The organism is Arthrobacter sp. TJ-58 (assembly GCF_058269295.1).
Genome location: NZ_JBZCNM010000001.1, coordinates 195,437 through 216,938, shown reverse-complemented (window position 1 = coordinate 216,938; position 21,502 = coordinate 195,437). Strand labels below are relative to the sequence as shown.

Sequence of the window (21,502 nt, the reverse complement as noted above, 5' to 3'; positions counted from 1 at the left end):
CGTAAGAGATACTGGACACTGTGACCAACATTTCCCCCCTGCATGACATATCCATCCGCGCGTTTGCCTCCGACAACTACTCCGGAGTGCACCCCGAAATCCTGGATGCGCTGACCGCCGCCAATCAGGGCCACCAGGTGGCCTACGGCGAAGACGTGTACACGGCCAGGCTGCGCGAGGTCCTGTCCGCGCACTTCGGCAGCCAGATGCGTGCCTTCCCGGTCTTCAACGGCACCGGCGCCAACGTCACCGCCCTACAGTCCCTGCTGCCGCGCTGGGGCGCCGTCATCTGCGCCTCCACCGCCCACATCAACGTGGACGAGAACGGGGCACCGGAGCGGATCGGCGGCATGAAACTGCTGCAGATCCCCGCCGCGGACGGCAAGCTGACGCCCGAACTGATCGACCAGGAGGCCTGGGGCTGGGGAGATGAGCACCGCGCCCAGCCGCTGGCCGTGTCCATCACGCAGTCCACGGAGCTCGGCACCCTGTACACCGTGGAGGAAATCACCGCCATCGCGGAGCACTGCCACAAGCACGGCATGCTCCTGCACATGGACGGCGCCCGGCTGGGCAACGCCGCTGCGGCGCTCGGCGTGGGCATGGGTGCGATGACCACCGACGCCGGCGTGGACATCCTGTCCCTGGGCGGCACCAAGAACGGAATGATGTACGGCGAGTGCATTGTCTCGCTGAATCCGGAGGCCTCCCCCGGCCTGGATTACCTGCGCAAGATGAACATGCAGCTGGCCTCCAAGATGCGTTTCATTTCCGCCCAGTTCGTCACGCTGTATGAGAACGACCTGTGGCTGCGCTCGGCCTCGCATGCCAACGCGATGGCGCAGCGGCTGCGTGCGGCGGTGGAGAAGATCGACGGCGTGGAGCTCACCCAGCCCACCGAGTCCAACGCCGTGTTCGCGAAGCTCCCGGCAGGAGTTGCCGACCGCCTGCGCACCGCCTTCCGCTTCTACGACTGGGACCAGGCCACGGGTGAGGTGCGCTGGATGTGCACCTTTGACACGTCCGAGGCCGACATCGACGCCTTCGCCGAAGCAATTGCCCGCGAGGTTGCTGCGGATCCCGAGACGGTGTAAATCAGTCCCACTGCGTCATAAGTCCGTCCAACCGGACGAAGAGGTCCCGGGTTCCTCACCAAGGAGCCCGGGACCTATTCATGTGCCGGCCGGGAACGGTTCCCTGAAACCTTTCACCCACGGGGACCACAACCTACGCTGGACAGGTAACGAATGGGTCACGGCGGCGAGCCCGTCCCGTGGTCTGAACCGCGCGCCCGTAGTCTGCGAAGGTGAGTGCAATCGGTGACTTATCACAAGTACCCCCAGACTTCCTGAAAGCCCTCGGTTCCCTGCGGCGTGCACGGTGCCGCCCGGAGCTGCATCTGAACGAGATTCCGGCTCCGGCCCGGCTGGCGCCGTTTGCCGTCTCGCTCGGTGCGGAGATCCTGGCGAGCGGACCGCTTGCGCGCGATGAAGGACTCGGCCATGGCCCGTCCGGGATCGTGATTCCGGAGCAGACCGAGCTGGCCACCGGCCGCTTTATCCTCCTGCACGACCCCGAAGGCTCCCCCGTCTGGAACGGCACTTTCCGGATCGTCACCTATATCCGGGCCGAACTTGAACCGGACATGGGCAACGATGAACTGCTGGGCTCCGTGGCGTGGACCTGGCTCGTGGACGCCCTGCAGGAACACAACGCCGGATACTCCCATGCCGGCGGAACTGCCACCCGCATCCTCTCCGAAAGCTACGGGACCCTGGCCGGCCGCGGAGACGCCATCGACATTGAGCTGCGTGCCTCCTGGACCCCGGATTCGGCTGATGTGCAGGCACATCTGGAAGCCTGGTCGGACATGGTCTGCACCTTCGCCGGACTGCCTCCCCTGCCCGACGGCGTCACTCCCCTCCCGCGGGTGCGCCGAAGCTAACCCTGTGCACCCCAACTCCGGCGCCAAACCGGTGCCCAACCCCGCGCAGAACACCGCCCGCAGGCACCGGCTGTCAGCACGGCTCCGCCGGACTCGATAGACTGGACTCCTTATGACCGCGCAGATACCCGGCTCCGCCACGCACACCTCTTCCGCTGACCAAACCGCCGACCCGAACGCCGAGCCCGTTGCGCTCCCGCTGCTGGAGGCACCGAAAGACGGGGTGCCGCTGGTCATCGATACTCCCCGCGGACTGGAACGGGCCGCCAAGGCTCTTGCCGCCGGAACCGGTCCCGCCGCTGTCGACGCCGAACGCGCCTCCGGTTTCCGCTACGGCCAGCGGGCCTTCCTGGTCCAGATCCGCCGCGAAGGCTCAGGCACCTGGCTGATTGATCCGGAACCGTTCGACAACCTGGACATCATCAACGATGCGTTGAAGGGCGTGGAATGGATCCTGCACGCAGCCACCCAGGACCTTCCCTGCCTGTCCGAACTGGGCATGTGGCCGGACAAACTCTTCGACACGGAACTCGCCGCACGCCTGGCAGGCCTGCCGCGCGTTGGCCTGGCCGCCGTCATCGAAAACCTGCTCGGCTTCACCCTGGCCAAGGAACACTCGGCCGCCGACTGGTCCACCCGCCCGCTGCCCGAGCCGTGGCTGCGCTACGCCGCCCTGGACGTTGAGGTCCTCGCGGAGCTTCGCGTGGAACTGATTAAGGTGCTCGACGACGCCGGGAAGCTCGCCTTCGCGGAAGAGGAGTTCGAAGCGATCCGCACCGCACCGCCGTCGGCCCCGCGCGTGGACCCGTGGCGCCGCACCAGCGGGATGCACCAGCTGCGTGACCGGCGCCAGCTCGCCGCCGTCCGCGAACTGTGGACTGAACGCGAACACCTGGCGGAAAACCGCGACACTGCGCCGGGACGGCTCATTCCTGATTCCGCGATCGTGGCCGCTGCACGGGCTATGCCCACCACGGTTCCGCAGCTGCTGGGCACTCCGGGCTTCCACGGCCGCGCCGCGCAGAAGGAAGCGCCCCGCTGGCTGCGCTGCATCTCGGCGGCCCGGTCCACAAAGGACCTGCCGCCCTTGCATATCCCCACCCACGCCCCGCCGCCTCCGCGGGTCTGGGCCAAGAACGATCCGGCCGCAGCAGCACGCCTGCAGACGGCCAAGCCGCGTCTGGCCGCACTTGCGGAGAAGCTGAACCTGCCCATCGAGAATCTCCTGACCCCCGACACCCTCCGCCGGGTCGCCTGGCGTCCGCCGGCCCAGATCAATCTGGAGTCGATCAGCGCGGCGCTGCGTGATCTTGGTGCCCGTGAATGGCAGATCGAGCAGACGGCTGCGGTGCTCACCGTCGCGTTCCTGGATCCGGATCCGCTGGTGGAGAAGGAAAAGGACGCCGCCGCGTCCCGCTAAGGCTGTCCCGCTAGGACTGCCGCGGCGTGCCGAACCAAGCCGCTAGGCTGTGGCCCATGGAACTTGTTTACTCCGACGGATCAGACCTGCCCCTTGCCGCCGTCGTGCGGCTTTATGATGCGGTGGGCTGGAGCGCTTACACCGAGGACCCGCCGAAGTTGGCCGCAGCCCTCGCCGGTTCCACACTGCTGGCCGTGGCCCGCGACGGGAACGATCTGGCGGGCCTGGCCCGGGTCATCTCCGACGGTCATTCCATCTGTTATCTCCAGGATGTCCTGGTTGATCCGCGGTACCAGCGCACCGGGCTGGGCAGGAGCCTCGTCGAGCTCGTTTTGGCACCCTATGCGCATGTGCGGCAGAAAGTCCTGCTGACGGATACCGAGCCGGAGCAAAAGGCCTTCTACGAATCTCTTGGCTACCGGCAGGCGGGCGGAGACGCCGACGACGGCGGGCTGCCGCTGCGGGCGTTTGTCCGCTTCGATGCGTGAAACATGGCAGGAGGAACCGAGACAGGGGACGACCCGGTGATGGTGCGGCCCTCCGACCTTACGGGCCTGCGCAAGGCCCGCGCCTCCGCATTCCTGTTCCGCTTCAGCCCTGCCCGGCGGGCCGTAAAACGGCTCTCGGCCAGGTTGACAGAGAGAAGCCGAAGCGGGCTGAGATCCACTGCCCGCTTCGGCTTCGCTGCTATGTTCCGGTGTTGTCTCCCGGTGTTACTCGAAGACCGGCACGCCGTTGCGCACCAGCTGCCAGTTGTTTTCCGCGAAGTCCGCGGGGTTAACCGATCCCTGGGCCACCACGTAGTCGATGAGCAGCTGACGGATTTCCGTCTGCTGGTTCACGAGCACCGGAGCGCCGGCGATGTACGGGAAGTTCCCGCCGCCGGACTGCCGGTAGTTGTTGGTGGCCACCGCAAACCGCTGGGCCGGGTCCACCGGAGCCCCGTCAAAGCTGAGGTTCTGAATGCGCTGGCCCACCGGCTTGGAGATGTCGATGTCATAGGACACTCCGGACATGATGTCGTAGTTGTAGTCCGGGGTTCCGTCGGCGTTGGTCAGCGTCTCGGGATCCACCGGGGCTCCCGGAGCGGTCTGGACGAAGTATTTGGCCGAGTACTCCAGGTACTCCCGAACCTGGGCCCCGGTCATTTCCACTCCGAAGAGGGTATTCGGGAACACGTACAGTCCGGCAAGGTCGCGGATGGTGACCGGGCCGGCGGGGATTTCCGCGGTGCGGCTGAAGGGCGCCGCGATGGACAGCACCGGCAGGTCCGCGTTGGGTCCGCCGTCGAGCGCGCGGTCCACCACCTGAGCCTGCACGTAATTCACGAAGTCCATCACCGCGGTGTCGCGGTAGCGGGATTCACGCGCGGGCATGGTTTCGGTGGCAGTGCCAACGGGGGTGTTGACGTAATCGATGACACGCTGGTGCTGTTCGGCCACCAGCTTGGAGATTTTCGGATCGGCAACTGCCGTGTTGGCGTTAAGCAGGAACGACGACGCCGCCGTCACGTCCCACTGGCCGCGCACCTTGGTCAGTTCAAAGTCCATCACGGACAGGCGCATGCCCCAGTTCATCGGCTCGGTGAGCAGCACCTGCTCGCCCGTGGTTTTGTTGGTGACAAAGCGCTCCGGTATTTCCTGATGGGCATGTCCCACCAGGACGGCGTCAATGCCGGGGACTGTTTCGGCCAGCTGCGTGGACGCGTTTTCCAGGGGCAGCTCACTCCCATAGGACGAGGTACCTGAGGTTCCCGAATGGGAACTGACCACCACAACGTCGGCGCCGCGGGCCTTCATTTCCGGCACGTATTTCTGTGCCTGCTCAACAATTCCGGGGAAGACAAGCTTGCCCTCCACATTGTTCTTGTCCCAAATGGCCACACCGGGGTTCGTCACTCCGAGGATGCCAACCTTGACGGGCTTGTTGCCCTTGGTTTTGACCGTTTTGATGATGTACGGAGTAAATGCGGGCTTGCCCGACTTTGCATCAACCGCGTTGGCACCGAGCAGCGGGAAGTTCAGCTGCTTTTCAAATCCGCGGAGCATGTCCAGCCCGTAGTTGAATTCGTGGTTCCCCAGCGCGGCAGCGTCATAGTCCATGGCATTCATGGCCGCCGCCATGGGGTGGATTTCGCCGGTCTCGGTGATCGGCTCCGTGTTGGCAAAGTAATCAGTCAGTGAGGTGCCCTGAATCGTGTCTCCGGCATCAATCAGGAGGGTGGATTCCCGCCCCCGGTCGGCGCGGACGGAATTCACCAGGGTGGAGATCTTGGCTAGTCCCACGTCATTGTGTGCAGCGTCCTCGTATTCGCCGTCCTTGAAGTAATCCCAGTTCTCCACGTACCCATGCAGATCAGAGGTGCCCAGCACGGTGACGCTGGTCTTTTGATCCTTGCCTGCATGCTCCGGCGGCGCCGCTGCCGCAGGGGTCATGGAAACAAGTGAAACTGCCACGGCGGCGGTGACTGCGGTGGCAGCACCCCGGCGTCGGGCGGATGAAAACAGCAATGTAAACAACTCCTAGTAGTACGTATAAAAGTCCCCCTAGGCACCCTTACAGGTTAAAGGACAATTCCAACAGAGGCGCGTGCCAAATGACGATAATTCTTGCGGAAATTACTTCCAAAGAGACCCCGGGTTTCACGCTTTGGTTCTGCGGACATACTTTTATTCCACCTCACTTCACACCCGTTCTAAGGGGACCAATTGGTTAAGAAACACGGCAATGCCCGGCAGGCGGCCATACTGGCCGTCAGCGGAGCCCTTCTTCTTTCTCCGGCGACGGCCGCTTTCGCGGCTCCGTCCACTCCGCCGCCGGCACCTGAAAACAGCAGCTCCTTCGGAGCCCCGGGGGCCAACGGCACCGCTGCCAAGGCCGATGACCGCACGGACACCGCCGAGGAGCAGCGGCGCACGCTCAACCAGCAGGCGGTGGAAAAGGTGGTGCGCGGCGAGGCTCCCGTGCAGCAGCGCGGCGGCTCGAAGTCCGTCCAGGTGGCGCCCGGGCAGTGGGCCCAGTACGGGCTGGAGGACAGCGACCAGATCCTGTCCTTCCTCATTGATTTCGGCACGCAGGTGGACCCGCGCTTCCCGGCCTCCACACCCGGTCCGGTGCACAACCAGATCCCGGAGCCCAACCGCAGCGTGGACAACTCCACAAACTGGCTGCCCGATTTCAGCCGTGACCACTACCAGGACATGTTCTTTGACACCGAGGGCGAGTCGCTGAAGACCCTCTATGAAGAGATGTCCAGCGGACGCTACACGGTGGACGGCGATGTCAGCGAGTGGGTGACGGTCCCCTACAACTCCGCCAGCTACGGCCAGACCGAAAGCCAGGCGGACATGACCCGCTTTGTCCAGGACGCTGCGGACGCCTGGTACGACGCACAGCTGGCCTCCGGCAAGTCAGCCGCCGACATCGACACCTACCTGGCCGGTTTCGACAAGTGGGACCGCTACGACTACAACAACAACGGCAACTTCGATGAGCCTGACGGCTACATCGACCACTTCCAGGCCATCCATGCCGGCGAAGGTGAAGAAGCCGGCGCACCGGAATCGACCATCTGGTCACACCGCTGGTCCGTGGGCCAGGCCGGCCGGGGCACGCAGGGCCCGGCCGCCAACCCCTTCGGCGGCATCCGCATCGGCGACTCCAAGGTCTGGATCCGGGATTACACCACCGAACCCGAGAACGGCGGCCTGGGTGTCTTTGCCCACGAGTACGGCCATGACCTCGGCCTGCCCGATCTCTACGACACGGCCGGCGGAGACAACGGCACCGGCTTCTGGACTCTCATGAGCTCCGGTTCCTGGCTGGGCCGCGGCACCGGTTCCATCGGGACCACCCCCAACCACTTGGGCGCCTGGGAGAAACTGCAGCTGGGCTGGCTGGACTATGACGTAGCCACCGCCGGCGTGAAGTCCACGCACATGCTTGGCCCGTCCTACCACGCCACCAAGAAGCAGCAGGCCCTCGTGGTCAACCTGCCCAAGGACGCCCAGGGCAACGGCCGGTATTACCTCGCGGAGAACCGTCAGTACGTCGGATACGACGCCACGCTGCAGACCGGACCGTACAACTTCGGCTGGGCCCTGAGCTCTCCGGACCGGGTGGAGCACTTCCCGTACCAGAACGGCCTGCTCGTGACGTACTGGAACGCCGGACAGCGCAACAACAACACCAGCCAGCACCCCGGCGCCGGACTGGTCCTTCCTGTCGACGCCCGTCCGCAGGCCCTGCGGTGGACCGACGGCGTGGTTGCCCGCAACCGTATCCAGAGTTTCGACGCCACGTTCGGCAAGGAAGCCACTGATCCGCTGAGCCTGCACCGGGAGACCGCTGCCGGCATGACCACCCTCAATGTTCCGTCGCGTCCCGGCGTTGCCGTCTTCAACGACAGCAACCCCAACGCCTACTACGACCCCGCCAACCCGCAGGGCAGTGTTCGGGTAGCCGGTTCCGGCACCAGCATCGAGGTTATTCAGAGCAATTCCAAGGGCATGATGACCGTCAAGGTCAAGTAGCACCACACCCCGGGGGCCGTCAGCAGAGGCCCTGAACCGGAAGCCCGGGCGGCAGGTGTCGGAGAGCAGATCTCCGGCACCTGCCGCTTTTTCATGGAGCGGTTCCGGTTCCCAGCGCCGGCGGGCCGCCCTCCCACCGTTCCTCGCCGTCGTCGTCCATTCGCCCGGTGGGAGTGAGGCCGAGCTTCCGCGCCACCGCGGCCGAGGCCCGGTTCCCCGGATGAATAGAGGCCGCCGCGGACCCGCCTGTGCGCGGTGCCAGCCAGAGCAGCATGGCCCTGGCTGCCTCGGTGGCAATTCCCCTGCCCTGGTGCGCCTCGCCCACCACCCACGCGATGTACGACGTCGGTCCCGCGGCCTCCGTGACCACGGTGGCCTGCACAAATCCGACCGCGGAGCCCGTTTCCCGGATGATCCAGTTCAGCCACGCCTCACCGCTGTCTTTGGACGGACCCACGCATTGGGCGGCGTAGCGGCCGGACAACTCCTCCGCTGTTGGGGCCTGGCCTCCGATGTACCGGTAGATGGCCGTTCCCGCCAGCACCGCGGTCATCTCTTCTGCATGATGAACGCCCAGCGGCTCCAGCGTCAGACGGGGTGTCGTAATGAGCCCGGCCCTCAGGACCGGATCCACGCCGGTCAAAGGATCCGCTGGAACAGCAGGTGGTCCTGCCATTGCCCGGCGATTTTCAGGTACTGCGGCGCCAGGCCGATCCGCTCGAAACCGGACTTCTCCAGAATCCGCTGGGACGCGGCGTTATGCAGCAGCGTGGCCGCCTGGATGCGGTGCAGGCCCAGGATTTCCCGCGCGGTTTCAACGACGGCGGCCACCGCCGCGGTGCCCACACCCCGTCCGGCACAGCCCTCGTCAATCCAGTAGCCCAGATTGGCTGACAGAAAGGGTCCGCGGACAATCCCGGTCAGGGTAACGGTGCCGACAACCCGCCCGCCCTCGGAGAGGATCATCGGCACCTCGCTGCCCGCCTGATGCAGGGCCAGCTTGGCGTCGATCACGGCCTGCTGGCCTGCCTCGGTAAAGAAGGAGTCCGGGCGCACCGGCTCCCACGGCGACAGATAATCCCGGTTGCGCCGGTAGGCAGCCGCGAGCCGACCGGCGTCGTCCGGGCCCACTACGGTGAGCGTGATGCCGTCCAGCAGCGTGGCGGCGGGGAAGTCCTGCGAGTTGGTAAGCACGCCACAGCCTAACCCGGCGCCTGCCTGCCCACCCGGCAAGTTGCTTACTGACCCGGCAAGCTACCGCAGCGTCTGCAGGGCAGCGGTCAGGTAGGGAGCGGTCCGGCTGGCCTCACAGGCGGCCACCTCGGCGGGGGTGCCGGCACAGATGATGCGGCCGCCGTCGTCGCCGCCGGACGGTCCCATGTCGATGACCCAGTCGGCCGCGGCGACCACGTTCATGGAGTGCTCCACCACCACCACGGTGTTGCCCGCGTCCACCAGCCGGTTGAGCTGCGCGAGCAGCAGGCGCACGTCCTGGGGATGCAGACCGGTGGTCGGCTCATCGAGCAGGTACAGGGTGTGTCCGCGGCGGGCACGCTGCAGCTCGGTGGCCAGCTTGATGCGCTGGGCCTCGCCGCCGGAAAGTTCGGTGGCGGGCTGGCCCAGGCGCAGGTAGCCCAGGCCGACGTCGAGCAGGGTCTGCAGGCTCCGCGACGCCGCCGGGACGTCCGCGAGGAACTCCGCCGCAGTTTCCACGCGCATGCCCAGCACGTCGGCAATGTTCTTGCCGCGGTAGGTCACCTCCAGGGTTTCCTCGTTGTAGCGCGCACCGTGGCACTGCGGGCAGGGACCGTAGGTGCCGGGCAGGAACAGCAGTTCGACGGCGAGGAAGCCTTCACCCTGACAGGTGGGGCAGCGCCCGCTGGCCACGTTGAAGGAGAAACGGCCTGCGGTGTAGCCGCGGGCCTTGGCCTCGTCGGTGCCGGCGTAGAGCTTGCGCACGGCGTCGAACAGCCCGGTGTAGGTGGCCAGGTTGGAGCGCGGCGTGCGGCCGATGGGCCGCTGGTCCACCCTGACCAGGCGGTCCAGGTGCTCCAGCCCGGCGATGTCGCGCACCGTGGCGCCGGGATCGACGTCGTCCTGCGTTTCCGCGTCCGGGTCTTCCTCCCGTTCTGCTGCCGTGGCGGCGGAACCGTTGACGTGCACGCCCACGGTTTCGGCCAGCACCTGGCTGACCAGGGTCGACTTGCCGGAGCCGGAAACACCGGTGACGGCGGTGAGGACGCCGAGCGGAATTTCGGCGTCGAGTTCGCGCAGGTTGTGCCGGCTGATGCCCTTGAGGTTCAGCCACTGCTCGGGCGTGCGGCCTGCGGACGCCGGCTCCTCCGCCTCACGGAACAGGAACGGACGGGTGGCGCTTTCCTCCACCTGCGCCAGACCCTCCACGGGACCGCTGTAGAGCACGGTGCCGCCGCCGTCGCCGGCCTGCGGACCCACATCCACGATCCACTCGGCGCTGCGGACCACGTCCATGTTGTGTTCGACGACGAACACCGAGTTCCCGGCATCCTTCAGTTCCTGCAGGACGGCCAGAAGCGGCTCGGCATCGGCCGGATGCAGGCCTGCGGAGGGCTCGTCCAGGACGTAAATGACGCCGAACAGGCCCGAGCGCAGCTGGGTGGCGATGCGCAGGCGCTGCATCTCACCGGGCGACAGGGTGGGCGTGGACCGGGACAGGCTCAGGTACCCCAGGCCCAGGTCGATGAGGATCTTAAGCCGCGACAGCAGGTCGCGGGTGATGGTGACGGCAACCTCGGTGTCCTCGTTGGACGCCGCTGCACGCGAGGCCGTTCCCGCGGACTTCAGCTCCGCCGTCGGCCGGATGATTTCCGCCAGTTCGCTCAGGGTGGCGCCGTTCAGCTCGGCGATGTTCCGCCCGGCGAACGTTACGGCGAGCGCTTCGGGCCGCAGGCCGGCACCGCCGCAGACCGGGCACGGTCCGGAGACCATGAATTCGAGCACGCGCTTGCGCATCTGCTCGCTGCCGGAGTCAGCCAGGGTGTGCATGACGTACGACTTTGCACTCCAGAACCGGCCCTTATACGGCTTGGCCACTCGGTCCCGCTGCGGGGTAATCATCACCACGGGCTGTTCCTCGGTGAACAGGATCCAGTCGCGGTCCTTTTTCGGCAGGTCTTTCCACGGCACGTCGACGTCGTAGCCCAGCTGGATGAGGATATCGCGCAGGTTTTTGCCCTGCCAGGCGCCGGGCCACGCAGCGATGGCCCCGTCCCGGATGGTCAGGTCCGGGTTCGGCACCAGCGAATCCTCGGTCACCGTGTGGGCAATCCCCAGACCCGAGCACTCCCGGCAGGCGCCGGCCGCAGTGTTGGGCGAGAACGCGTCCGAGTCCAGGCTGCCCGGCTTCGCATCCGCCGGGTAGGTTCCTCCGCGGGAGAAGAGCATGCGCATGGAGTTGGAGAGTGTGGTCAGGGTGCCCACCGTGGAACGGGAGCCGGGGGTGCCGCGGCGCTGCTGGAGCGCGACGGCGGGAGGCAGCCCGGTGATTTCCTCCACCTTGGGTGTGTGACCCTGGGAGAGCAGGCGCCGCGCGTACGGGGCGACCGACTCGAAGTAGCGGCGCTGGGCCTCCGCGTAGATGGTGCCGAACGCCAGCGAGGACTTTCCTGAGCCGGACACCCCCGTGAAGGCGACAATCGCATCGCGGGGAATGTCGACGTCGACGTTGCGCAGGTTGTTTTCCTGCGCGCCGCGCACACGGACCATGCCGCTGGCGCTCACATCGGTGCTGACAGTCTGGGCAGTTTTCGGGGAGGAATCAGCAGTACTCATCGGTTTAAGCCTACCGAGGAGGCGGCCGCGGGACTAAATGATCAGCAGGCTTTCCGCTTAGCGCGTCACGCCGTCCGGCTGCTGCTCGATTTCGCCGGGGCCGGCGTCTCGGGTGAATCCTTCGTGCACATACCGGACTCAAAGAGCGGTCCAGGAGATTCTTCGTGCACATACCGGGCCCATAGAGCAGGCCCACAGATCCTTCGTGCACATACCGGGCTCAAAACCGTCAAATAGCCCCGTTTGAGCCCCTGATCTGCACGAAGGATTTTTGGCACATCCCGTTATCTGCCCGAAGGACTCGGACCACAGATTCGGACCGCCAGGTTCGGATCCTGGATCGGGCCGCCAGGTTCGGATCCTGGATCCGCGCCCAAGACCCCAGCCCAAGTACCGGCAGGTCAGCCTTGGACCGTGAGGGTGTCGGGCAATTGCACGCCGTCCGGCAGCTCAGGGGCTTCGAACTTCTGCCGCTCGCACTCATCGCGAAGCAGCGGGTAGGTGTCCGCAATGAGGTCCAGGATGCGGTTGCGGACCACAAGGTACGCCTCCCCCACGCCCACAACTCCCTTGAATTCCTTCAGCTCCTCCTCGTAGGAGGTCTGCTTGTGCCGCAGGTAATTCACGGTCAGCCGGTCCAGCCGTGCCTTGGAGGTGTTCCGGCTGGCCGGGGACTGGCTGCGGCGGAGCCGGCTGTTAAAGTGCGCAATAGCCTTGTCCTGCATCTCCTGCCATGGTTCCGGCACGATGCTCAGCTCCAGAGCCTCCGCTGCGGCAACGGCTTCCTTCTTCTTGGCCAGGGCACGGGTGCGGGCGGCAATCTGCCGGGTCCGTGATGCTTCCCGCGCCTTCTGGTATGCGGGCGTGGCCTCGATGGCTTCGACCCTCTCCAGCGCGTACAGCTTCATGGGAGCGGCTTTGCGGGAGAACGGGTTGCGGGCAGTCTGGTCAGGTTCTGGCAGGAAGGTCTTGATCTGCGTGTCCGTCCAGCCCCGGTCCTTTTTCAGGTCGTTGGCAATCAGCAGCCCTTCGCTGTTGGCCGGCTTGGGCCTCGGCGGATGGTGTTTTCCTCGGGACAATGCAGACTCCACAATTCTGAACGTGCGCGGGCGGGACCCATCCATTCTAGGGATTGCGTTCACCGCACCGAAAACGAGGAAACGACGACGACGACGCCGGCGGATATGGGGTCCGCGCCATCAGAATGCGCTCGGGGCTGTCCGCCGTGACCGGGGACCCGTCCCAGTTGCCCCAGGAACGTTCCATTTGCAGGCCGGCGGCAGCATCCCTCACCTCGAAGACGAGCCGCCCGCCCGGCACCAGGGCACGGGCGATCTGCTGCAGGACTTCGACCCAGGCGGCATCGTCCAGAAAGTACTGGGCCACGTGTCCGGTCATAAAGACCAGATCGAACGCTGCACCGGGCAAGTCCGCCGCCGTGCCGTGAATCCAATCCACCCGATCGGCAAGCGGCTGCCGGCGGGCGACGTCGAGCATGGTTTGCTGCGGTTCCACTCCGAAGATCCTCATTCCGGCGCTGCTCCCGGCGAAAGGGGCCGCCGTCCTCGCCCCGCAGCCGGCCAGCAAACTGCAGAACAGCCCGGTTCCGGCGCCGACGTCGGCCACCGAGGCAGGCATCAGCTCCCGGGCCAGAGCGACGTAAAAGGGAAGGTCGGCGCGGTCCTGCGTGTCGGCGTCGTACCGCTGAGCGAGCTCCGGCAGGGCGTAGTAGTTCTCCTCCATCGCCGTCACTCCCCCGTTAGTTTGGCTCCTACAGTTTCCGGGATCGTATCAGCGGCCGTAAACCAGGCCTGCCTTAAACAGATCCGCCGGCCACCCGGAGGGGCAGCCGGCGGAACCGGTAGTTGAAGGAAGGGATCAGTGCCGGACGCTACACAGTGGTGGCGTCCCGCACCTCGCCCACGAGTTCCTCGATGATGTCCTCCAGGAACAACACGCCGGTGGTGTTGCCTTCGGCGTCGAACACCCGTGCCACGTGGGCGCCGCTGCGGCGCATGGTAGCCAGGGCATCCTCGAGCTCGCTGCCGACAAAGGCGGACGCCAGCCGGCGGATGCGCTTGGCGGGTACCGGGGCGGCGAACTTCTCCGGTTTGGTCAGGTCCATGACGTCCTTGAGGTGCAGGTAGCCGCTGGGGTCACCGTCGTCGTCCGTGAGGATGTAGCGGGAGTAGCCGTGGCGGCTCACCGCCTCCTGAATGTCCGCGGGCGTGGCGGTTTCCGGCAGGAGCACCATCCGGTCGATGGGCACCTCAACATCGGCAACGGTCTTGCTGGTGAATTCGAAGGCCGCGCTGAGGGTGCCGCTGGCGTCGGCCAGCATTCCCTCGCGGGTGGACTGCTCCACAATGGTGGCCACTTCATCCATGGTGTAGGCGCTGGTCGCCTCGTCCTTGGGCTCCACCTTGAACAGGCGCAGGACGCTGTTGGCAATCCCGTTCAGTGACCAGATCACCGGTTTGAAAATCCGGGCCACCATCACCAGCGGCGGGGCCAGCAGCAGGGCGGCGCGGGTGGGAACGGAGAAGGAGATGTTCTTGGGGACCATCTCGCCGATAACCACGTGCAGGAATGTCACCAGCAGCAGCGCCACCACAAACGCAATGATGCCAATCGTTTCGCCGGACAGCGAGGTCAGGCCCAGCGGGATTTCCAGCAGGTGATGAATGGCCGGTTCCGAGACGTTCAGGATCACCAGCGAGCAGACGGTAATGCCGAGCTGGCTCGTGGCGAGCATCAGCGTGGCGTGTTCCATCGCCCACAGGGTGGTCTTGGCAGCCTTGGATCCGGCTTCCGCCTTGGGTTCGATTTGGGAGCGCCGGGCGGAGATGACCGCAAACTCCGCTCCGACAAAGAAGGCATTGACGACCAGGAGAACAACCAGCCAGATGATTCCGGGAAGATATTCGCTCATGCCAGGTCCTTCGTCAGTTCGTCAATGATCTGGTCGTGGGTGCTCGGCAGCGATCCCTCCGTGGGTGTGAAGCGCAGGCGCTCCACGTGGGTTCCCACCACGCGTTCCACGCGCAGGACACCGTTTTCCAGGGATACCTCGTCGCCCAGTTCCGGAATCCGGTCCAGCCGGTCGGTGACGAAGCCGGCGAGCGTGTCGTATTCCTCGCCGTCGGGCACGACGACGCCGGTGCGGTCCCGCAGCTCGTCCGGGCGCAGCGACGCGTCAAACGTGAGCGAGCGGCCGGAGCGGACGACGCCGACGCGGGCGCGGTCATGTTCGTCTTCCAGTTCACCGACGATTTCCTCAACGAGGTCTTCCAAGGTCACGATGCCGGCGGTTCCGCCGTGCTCGTCGGAGACCACCGCCACCTGCAGGCCCTGTTGGCGCAGCAGCCCCAGGAGGGAGTCGACGCCCATGGATTCGGGCACCCGGAGGGCTTCAACCATGAGGTCTCCGGCGGTGATGCCGCCGCGTTCTGCGAGAGCGACGGCGAAGGCCTGCTTTACGTGCAGCACGCCCAGGATGTCGTCGGAGTCGCGGCCGATCACCGGGAACCGGGAGTAACCGGTGGAAACGGCTGCCTCGATGACCTGTTCGGCCGTGTCCGTGGCTGCAACCGAGCGCATCCGGACGCGGGGAGTCATGACGTCGGCCGCCGTGTGGTCCGAGAACCGCAGGGTGCGGCTGAGCAGCTGTGCATGGTCCAGGTCCAGAACGCCTTCCAAGGCGGAGCGGCGGACCAGAGAGCTCAGTTCCTCGGCGCTGCGGGCACCGGATAGCTCTTCCTTGGGTTCGATGCCGAAGGAACGGATGATCGCGTTGGCGGTGTTGTTGAACAGCAGAATGACAGGCTTGAACACCGTGGTGAACAGGGTCTGGAACGGAATAACCACCTTGGCGGTCGCCAGCGGAAGGGCCAGAGCGAAGTTCTTGGGCACGAGTTCGCCGATAATCATCGAGAACACCGTGGCCAGGAAGATGCCGATAACGGCACCTGCTCCACCGACAACTGCTTCCGGAATTCCGACGGCCAGCATCGGCTCACGCAGCAGGGAGCTGATGGCCGGTTCAAAGGTGTAGCCCGTCAACAGTGTGGTGAGCGTGATGCCCAGCTGCGCACTCGAGAGGTGCGTTGACGTGATCTTGAGGGCGTTGATGGTGGGGCCGAGGCGTTTTTCGCCCTGTGCCTGCCGTGCCTCCAGGTCATTGCGGTCAAGATTGACCAGCGAAAATTCCGAGGCAACGAACAACCCGGTGCCAACCGTTAGAACGAGGCCAACCGCGAGCATGATCAGCTCATACATTGGGGCGCCCCTCTCTGGTTGTGGCCGGGAATCCGGTCAGAGCGTGGAGGGGCAAGGGTTTATGTGAGGGAGGGTCATCCATAGTCCGACGATAATACGTGAAAAGTCTGGACGAATGCTGAGCCTGCAACCGTTCGCTTACAGATGAGGACATTTCGGTGCGGCAATGACATCCGTTACGCCTGCCGGCGGTATGTCGGTAGTGTCGGGGGCACGGCGCTTGCAGGCTATGTTACTGGCGAGTAACATCAAGGCCGGACAGTGTTCCGTTTCATATCTCAAAGAGGAGTTGCACGTGAGCCCACAAAGCCGAGCACGGCAGATCAGGGACGTAGTTTTCGTTGACGGAGTGCGGACTCCCTTCGGAAAAGCCGGCGAAAAAGGCATGTACGCCGGCATGCGCGCCGATGACCTGGTGGTCAAGTGCATCCGCGAGCTGATGCGCCGCAACCCCTCGCTTCCGCCGGAACGGATCGACGAAGTGGCCATCGCCGCCACCACGCAGACCGGTGATCAGGGCCTGACCATCGGCCGCACCGCAGCACTGCTGGCCGGACTGCCGCAGTCGGTTCCCGGCTTCGCCATTGACCGCATGTGCGCCGGGGCCCTGACGGCCGTGACCACCACTGCTTCGGGCATCGGCTTCGGCGCGTACGACGTCGTTATCGCCGGCGGCGTGGAGCACATGGGCAACCACCCGATGGGCAAGGACGCCGACCCCAACCCGCGCTTCGTCACCGAACGGATTGTGGACCCGGCCGCCCTGAACATGGGCAACACCGCCGAGAACCTGCACGACCGCTTCCCGGACATCACCAAGGAACGCACCGACGCGTACGCCGCCTCCAGCCAGGAGAAGCTCGCCAAGGCCTACGCCAACAACCAGATCCAGCCGGACCTGGTGCCGGTTGCCTCCAAGAAGCCCGGCAAGGGCTGGACGCTGAACAGCGTTGATGAGGGACCGCGTCCCGGCACCACAGTGGAGGACCTCGCCGAGCTGCGCACCCCCTTCCGCGCCCACGGCCGCGTCACCGCCGGCAACGCATCGGGCCTGAACGACGGCGCCACCACCGCGCTGCTCGCTTCCGCCGACGCCGCCGCGGAACTGGGCCTGCCCGTTCGGATGCGCCTGGTTGGCTATGCCTTCGCCGGCGTCGAACCTGAGGTCATGGGCTACGGCCCCGTTCCGGCCACCGAGAAGGTGCTGAAGCAGACCGGCCTGTCCATCGAGGACATCGGACTGTTCGAGATCAACGAAGCCTTCGCCGTCCAGGTGCTCTCCTTCCTGGACTTCTACGGCATCGCCGACGACGACCCCCGGGTCAACCGCTACGGCGGGGCGATCGCCGTCGGGCACCCGCTGGCCTCCTCCGGCGTGCGCCTGATGAACCAGCTGGCCCGCCAGTTCGAAGAAGACCCCACGGTGCGCTACGGCATGACCACCATGTGCATCGGCCTGGGCATGGGCGCGACCATCATCTGGGAGAACGCGTTCCACCCCGACTACAACACCGACACCGAGTCCACGGAGGCCACAAAGTAATGACTGCAAGCGATTACCAGCGGCTGGCAGGCCTCTTCCCCACCGAGGTTGTCACCCACTCCTACGTTTCGGACATCGCCCTGCCCGGCGGTGCCGGCACCTTTGCGCTGATCACCCTGGACAACGACGTCGACCACACCCGCCCCACCACGCTGGGCCCCAACACCCTGCTGGGACTGGGCGAGGTCCTGGATTCCCTGAAGGCGCGCGCCGAGGCGGGCGAAATTGCCGGCGTCGGCGTCACCGGCAAGCCGCACTACCTGGTGGCCGGCGCCGATCTGTCCGCCACGCAGAAGCTGGCCTCCTACGAGGACGGACTGGCCATGGCCCGCCTGGGCCACGAGGTCTACGGCAAGCTGCACACCCTGGGCGTACCCAGCTTCGCGTTCATCAACGGCGTGGCACTGGGCGGCGGGCTGGAAATCGCCCTGCAGTCCCAGTACCGCACTGTCTCCACCGGCGCCGGTGCACTGGCCCTGCCGGAGGCCTTCATCGGCCTGGTTCCGGGCTGGGGCGGCGTGTACATCCTGCCGCGCCTGATCGGACCCGAGAACGCCGTCAAGGTCATGATCGAGAACCCGCTGAGCAACAACCGCACCCTCTCCGGTCCGGCAGCATTCAAACTCGGCATTGCCGATGCCATGTTTGAGCCGGCCGATTTCGTGGAGCAGTCCCTCGCCTGGGCCGCCCGCGTCATCACCGGCGAAGTTGCCGTCTCACGGCCCAATGCCGCGGATCCCTCCGCCACCCCCGAAGCCTGGGACGCCGCCGTCGCACGCGGCCGTGCCGTGGTGGAGGCCCGCACCTCCAACGCAGCCCCGGCTCCCGCAAAGGTGCTGGACCTGCTCGAGGCCGGCAAGAACTGGACCGCCGAGCAGTCCCGCGACGCCGAGTGCGAAGCCCTGGCCGAACTGATGCAGACTCCGCAGTTCCACTCCACCGTCTACGCGTTCCTGGACCTGGTCCAGAAGCGCGGCAAGCGTCCCGCCGGCGCGCCGGATAAGAAGCTGGCCCGCCCGGTGTCCAAGGTGGGCGTGGTGGGTGCCGGCCTGATGGCCAGCCAGCTCGCGCTGCTGTTCGCCCGTCAGCTGAAGGTGCCCGTGGTGATGACGGACATTGACCAGGCACGCGTGGACAAGGGTGTGGGCTACGTGCACGCCGAGGTGGACAAGCTGCTGGCCAAGAAGCGCATCTCCCCCGACGCTGCCAACCGCACCAAGGCGCTGGTCTCGGGATCGGTATCCAAGGAAGCGTTCTCCGACGCCGACTTCGTCATCGAGGCCGTGTTCGAGGAACTCTCCGTGAAGAAGCAGGTCTTCGCCGAGGTGGAGGCCGTGGTCTCCCCCGAGTGCATCCTGGCCACGAACACCTCCTCGCTGTCCGTGACGGAGATGGCCGCTGACCTGCAGCACCCGGAGCGCGTGGTGGGCTTCCACTTCTTCAACCCGGTGGCCGTCATGCCGCTGCTGGAAATTGTGCGGGCCCCCAAGACCGACGACGCCGTGCTGGCCACAGCGTTCGTCCTGGCCAAGGCGCTGAAGAAGACCGCCGTGCTGGTCAAGGATGACGCCGCGTTTGTGGTGAACCGTATCCTGGGCCGCATGTTCGGCGAAATCACCGCCGTCTTCGACGAGGGCACCGATGCCGCAACGGCCGACAATGCGCTGCGCCCCATGGGCCTGCCAATGTCACCGTTCACCCTGCTGGCTTTGGTGGGTCTGCCGGTGGGACAGCACGTGCAGGAATCCCTCCACGCTGCCTTCGGCGAACGGTTCTGGCTGTCGAAGAACTCCCAGAAGATCATCGACGCCGGCATCAAGTCGCTCTGGCAGAAGGACGAGGATGGGAAGCCCTACATCCCGGCCGAAACTCTGGAAATGCTCGACTTCGGCAACACGCCGTCAACTTCCGAGGAAGTCCTGACGCGCACGCAGGATGCCCTGGCGGATGAAATCGGCCGCATGCTGGACGAAGGCGTTGTCGCAGGTCCCGAGGACATCGACCTGTGCATGATCCTGGGCGCCGGCTGGCCCATGCACCTGGGCGGCATCACGCCGTACCTGGACCGCGTTGGCGCCTCCGAGCGCGTGAACGGCAAGAAGTTCCACGCCGAGAAGGAGCCGGCTCAGGCCGCTTCCTAGTCTGTTGGGAAGGGGGGGGCTCCCGCCGGTTTTCGGCGGGAGCCCTCCTCTTTGGCCGCGCCGGGCGCGACCGGAACTTTCGTTACCTCCCTGCGCCCGTCCTGTTCTGAAGATGGGTGAGCGCATACGCTGGAGTGAGCATGGCCAGAGACCAGGCGAAGGGTGAACTCCGATGTCATTCCAGGCGTACCTCGACACCATCGAGGACAAGACCGGGCTTACGCCCCGTCAATTCCTTGAACTGGCACGGCAAAAAGGCTTCGACCAGAGCGACACTAAGGCCGGGCAGATCTTGGAATGGCTCAAGTCCGACTACGGATTGGGCCGGGGCCACGGCATGGCACTGGTCCACGTCATCCGGAACGGTCCGCAGATCGACGCCAAACATGTTGGCACCGACGGGCCGCACCGTGATGAGACCGAGCTTCTGTGGCTTGACGGCAGAGCGAGCAGGCCCGCCTAACGCTGGACCGTTTCGCTCATCCCTGCCGGTAATCCCTGCGGGTCAGATCCGCGGCTAGCATAGGGCCGTGAATGAAAACCCAGCCCAGCCGACGCACGCACTTCCGGCAATAGAGCAGGCCCTCATCGACCTGGCCCGGACAACTATCGACGCGACCACCGACGCCGGCCCTGACGAAGACGGCATCCACACCATGGGCGCAGCCGTCCGGTCCGCGGACGGCCGTATGTTCGCCGGCGTCAACCTCTATCACTTCGCCGGCGGTCCGTGCGCCGAGCTGGTGGCACTCGGAGCGGCAAGGGCTGCAGGCGCCACCGAGTTCACGCACATCGTTGCCGTGGCCAACCACGGCCGCGGAGTCAAAAGGCCGTGCGGACGGGACCGGCAGGTCTTCGCGGATTACTACCCCGACCTTCAGGTCATCATGCCGACACCGGACGGCCTCACCTGCATTGCCGCCCGCGAACTGCTGCCCCTGGCCTTCGACACCCGGGGTGAGCAGGGCTAGGACCCCCGGGATGTCTTTTTGGCACGGAACACACGGATAGGGTCCTCAACATGTTCCTTTCCCGCAGGACATCACGGAGCGGTTCCATCATCTGGCCGGTGGTGCACGAAGAGCGCCGGGCATTAATCCAGGATCTGGAGGCCTTACCGCCCGTCCATGGCAGACGCCGTCGCTGTGTCCGGGCTGGACTGTCCAGGATGTGCTGGCCCACCTCACTGATACCGCAAAGACCACAAAATTGAGCTTTGTGCGCGGCATGGTCGCTGCCGGCTTCGACTTCGACCGCGCCAACGCCTCGGGGATAGCACATGAGAGAAGGGCACATTCCGGTGCCGCTCTTGCCGGGTTCAGGGCGGTTCAGATGCGGCGGACCGGGCCGCCGGTGCCGCTTGCGACCCGGCTGGTCGAAGCCTTCATTCACGGTGAGGACATCCGGCGTCCGCTGGGAATCCGTCGGACGTATCCAACTCCCCACGTACTCACCGCCCTGCAATACCAGCTGAAAACGACCGTCAAAATGGGAGGCGGCAAAGAACCTGCCGGGGGCTGGCGGCTGATGGCCACAGACGCGGCGTTTTCGCACGGGTCCGGCCCCGAGGTCCACGGTCCGGCCATCGTCCTGCTGCTTGCAGTCTCCGGGCGCCCCGTTAACCCCGACGAGCTGTCCGGCCCCGGGGCTGCAGCATTTCTTTCCGCCATTGCGAAGTAACCTGTCTGCGGAGCTGCGGAGGGCGCGGAGTAGGCGAGGGACCGGGAGCAACCGGAGGGCCCGGGTTAGGCGGCTTTAATAATCCCGGCGAGCTCTGCGAGCGAGGGATTTTCGTTGCCGCCGTTCCGGGCCCACCCGGCCACTCAAGGTCAC

At 65.7% G+C, this 21,502-nt stretch carries 18 protein-coding genes; 10 read left to right on the top strand and 8 right to left on the bottom strand.

The genetic code is table 11. The features are described from left to right. Positions 1 to 20: 20 nt before the first annotated feature. From AC4D2W_RS00950 to AC4D2W_RS00935, 4 genes are all read left to right on the top strand, one after another. Positions 21 to 1,094 carry a threonine aldolase family protein gene (locus AC4D2W_RS00950; RefSeq protein ID WP_490925055.1) on the top strand — a complete coding sequence of 358 codons (1,074 nt, stop codon included), beginning with the start codon at positions 21 to 23 and terminating at the stop codon, positions 1,092 to 1,094. Between the two features lie 221 nt (positions 1,095 to 1,315). Then, positions 1,316 to 1,945 carry a DUF3000 domain-containing protein gene (locus tag AC4D2W_RS00945; RefSeq protein ID WP_490925988.1) on the top strand — a complete coding sequence of 210 codons (630 nt, stop codon included), beginning with the start codon at positions 1,316 to 1,318 and terminating at the stop codon, positions 1,943 to 1,945. 112 nt (positions 1,946 to 2,057) lie between these two features. Then, the gene (locus AC4D2W_RS00940) at positions 2,058 to 3,365 is read left to right on the top strand and encodes an HRDC domain-containing protein (protein WP_490925054.1); all 1,308 of its coding nucleotides are present in this window, start codon (positions 2,058 to 2,060) and stop codon (positions 3,363 to 3,365) included. Positions 3,366 to 3,421: 56 nt separating this feature from the next. Continuing rightward, the gene (locus AC4D2W_RS00935; RefSeq protein ID WP_490925053.1) at positions 3,422 to 3,853 is read left to right on the top strand and encodes a GNAT family N-acetyltransferase; all 432 of its coding nucleotides are present in this window, start codon (positions 3,422 to 3,424) and stop codon (positions 3,851 to 3,853) included. 225 nt (positions 3,854 to 4,078) lie between these two features. On the opposite strand, the gene AC4D2W_RS00930 is transcribed toward AC4D2W_RS00935, so the two are convergent. Continuing rightward, on the bottom strand, positions 4,079 to 5,875 hold the full coding sequence (locus AC4D2W_RS00930; RefSeq protein ID WP_490925052.1) for a bifunctional metallophosphatase/5'-nucleotidase: 1,797 nt from the start codon (positions 5,873 to 5,875) through the stop codon (positions 4,079 to 4,081). Between the two features lie 198 nt (positions 5,876 to 6,073). Here AC4D2W_RS00930 and AC4D2W_RS00925 point away from each other — a divergent pair, with 198 nt between their 5' ends. After that, positions 6,074 to 7,897: an immune inhibitor A domain-containing protein gene (locus AC4D2W_RS00925; protein ID WP_490925051.1), complete on the top strand. Its 1,824-nt coding sequence runs from the start codon at positions 6,074 to 6,076 to the stop codon at positions 7,895 to 7,897. Between the two features lie 91 nt (positions 7,898 to 7,988). Here AC4D2W_RS00925 and AC4D2W_RS00920 read toward each other — a convergent pair whose 3' ends face one another. The 7 genes from AC4D2W_RS00920 to AC4D2W_RS00890 all read right to left on the bottom strand — a co-directional run bounded on the left by AC4D2W_RS00920 (position 7,989) and on the right by AC4D2W_RS00890 (position 15,985). Further along, on the bottom strand, positions 7,989 to 8,573 hold the full coding sequence (locus tag AC4D2W_RS00920) for a GNAT family N-acetyltransferase (protein WP_490925050.1): 585 nt from the start codon (positions 8,571 to 8,573) through the stop codon (positions 7,989 to 7,991). Next, positions 8,537 to 9,091, bottom strand: a complete 555-nt coding sequence (locus tag AC4D2W_RS00915) for a GNAT family N-acetyltransferase (protein WP_490925049.1) — start codon at positions 9,089 to 9,091, stop codon at positions 8,537 to 8,539. Before AC4D2W_RS00915 ends, AC4D2W_RS00920 begins: the two co-directional genes overlap by 37 nt. Positions 9,092 to 9,151: 60 nt before the next feature. After that, on the bottom strand, positions 9,152 to 11,641 hold the full coding sequence (uvrA, locus tag AC4D2W_RS00910; RefSeq protein WP_490925987.1) for an excinuclease ABC subunit UvrA: 2,490 nt from the start codon (positions 11,639 to 11,641) through the stop codon (positions 9,152 to 9,154). Positions 11,642 to 12,108: 467 nt separating this feature from the next. Continuing rightward, the gene (locus AC4D2W_RS00905) at positions 12,109 to 12,786 is read right to left on the bottom strand and encodes a hypothetical protein (RefSeq protein ID WP_490925048.1); all 678 of its coding nucleotides are present in this window, start codon (positions 12,784 to 12,786) and stop codon (positions 12,109 to 12,111) included. 46 nt (positions 12,787 to 12,832) lie between these two features. Next, on the bottom strand, positions 12,833 to 13,450 hold the full coding sequence (locus tag AC4D2W_RS00900; RefSeq protein ID WP_490925047.1) for a class I SAM-dependent methyltransferase: 618 nt from the start codon (positions 13,448 to 13,450) through the stop codon (positions 12,833 to 12,835). Positions 13,451 to 13,598: 148 nt separating this feature from the next. Further along, complete coding sequence (locus AC4D2W_RS00895; RefSeq protein ID WP_490925046.1) at positions 13,599 to 14,639, bottom strand: hemolysin family protein; 1,041 nt, start codon at positions 14,637 to 14,639, stop codon at positions 13,599 to 13,601. Continuing rightward, positions 14,636 to 15,985 (bottom strand): hemolysin family protein, encoded by a 1,350-nt coding sequence (locus AC4D2W_RS00890; protein ID WP_490925045.1) that lies wholly within the window; start codon positions 15,983 to 15,985, stop codon positions 14,636 to 14,638. The genes AC4D2W_RS00895 and AC4D2W_RS00890 overlap by 4 nt, the downstream gene beginning before the upstream one ends. 295 nt (positions 15,986 to 16,280) lie before the next feature. Here AC4D2W_RS00890 and AC4D2W_RS00885 point away from each other — a divergent pair, with 295 nt between their 5' ends. The 5 genes from AC4D2W_RS00885 (at position 16,281) to AC4D2W_RS00865 (ending at position 21,349) form a co-directional block, all read left to right on the top strand. Further along, positions 16,281 to 17,528, top strand: coding sequence for a thiolase family protein (locus tag AC4D2W_RS00885; protein WP_490925044.1), 1,248 nt, complete (start codon positions 16,281 to 16,283; stop codon positions 17,526 to 17,528). Then, positions 17,528 to 19,669 (top strand): 3-hydroxyacyl-CoA dehydrogenase NAD-binding domain-containing protein, encoded by a 2,142-nt coding sequence (locus AC4D2W_RS00880; RefSeq protein ID WP_490925043.1) that lies wholly within the window; start codon positions 17,528 to 17,530, stop codon positions 19,667 to 19,669. Before AC4D2W_RS00885 ends, AC4D2W_RS00880 begins: the two co-directional genes overlap by 1 nt. Before the next feature lie 172 nt (positions 19,670 to 19,841). Then, positions 19,842 to 20,132 (top strand): DUF4287 domain-containing protein, encoded by a 291-nt coding sequence (locus tag AC4D2W_RS00875; protein ID WP_490925042.1) that lies wholly within the window; start codon positions 19,842 to 19,844, stop codon positions 20,130 to 20,132. A gap of 67 nt (positions 20,133 to 20,199) precedes the next feature. Beyond that, entirely contained in the window at positions 20,200 to 20,640 is a 441-nt protein-coding gene (locus AC4D2W_RS00870; RefSeq protein WP_490925041.1) for a cytidine deaminase family protein, read from the top strand. Positions 20,641 to 20,839: 199 nt separating this feature from the next. Then, complete coding sequence (locus AC4D2W_RS00865) at positions 20,840 to 21,349, top strand: maleylpyruvate isomerase family mycothiol-dependent enzyme (protein ID WP_490925040.1); 510 nt, start codon at positions 20,840 to 20,842, stop codon at positions 21,347 to 21,349. Positions 21,350 to 21,502: the final 153 nt, after the last annotated feature.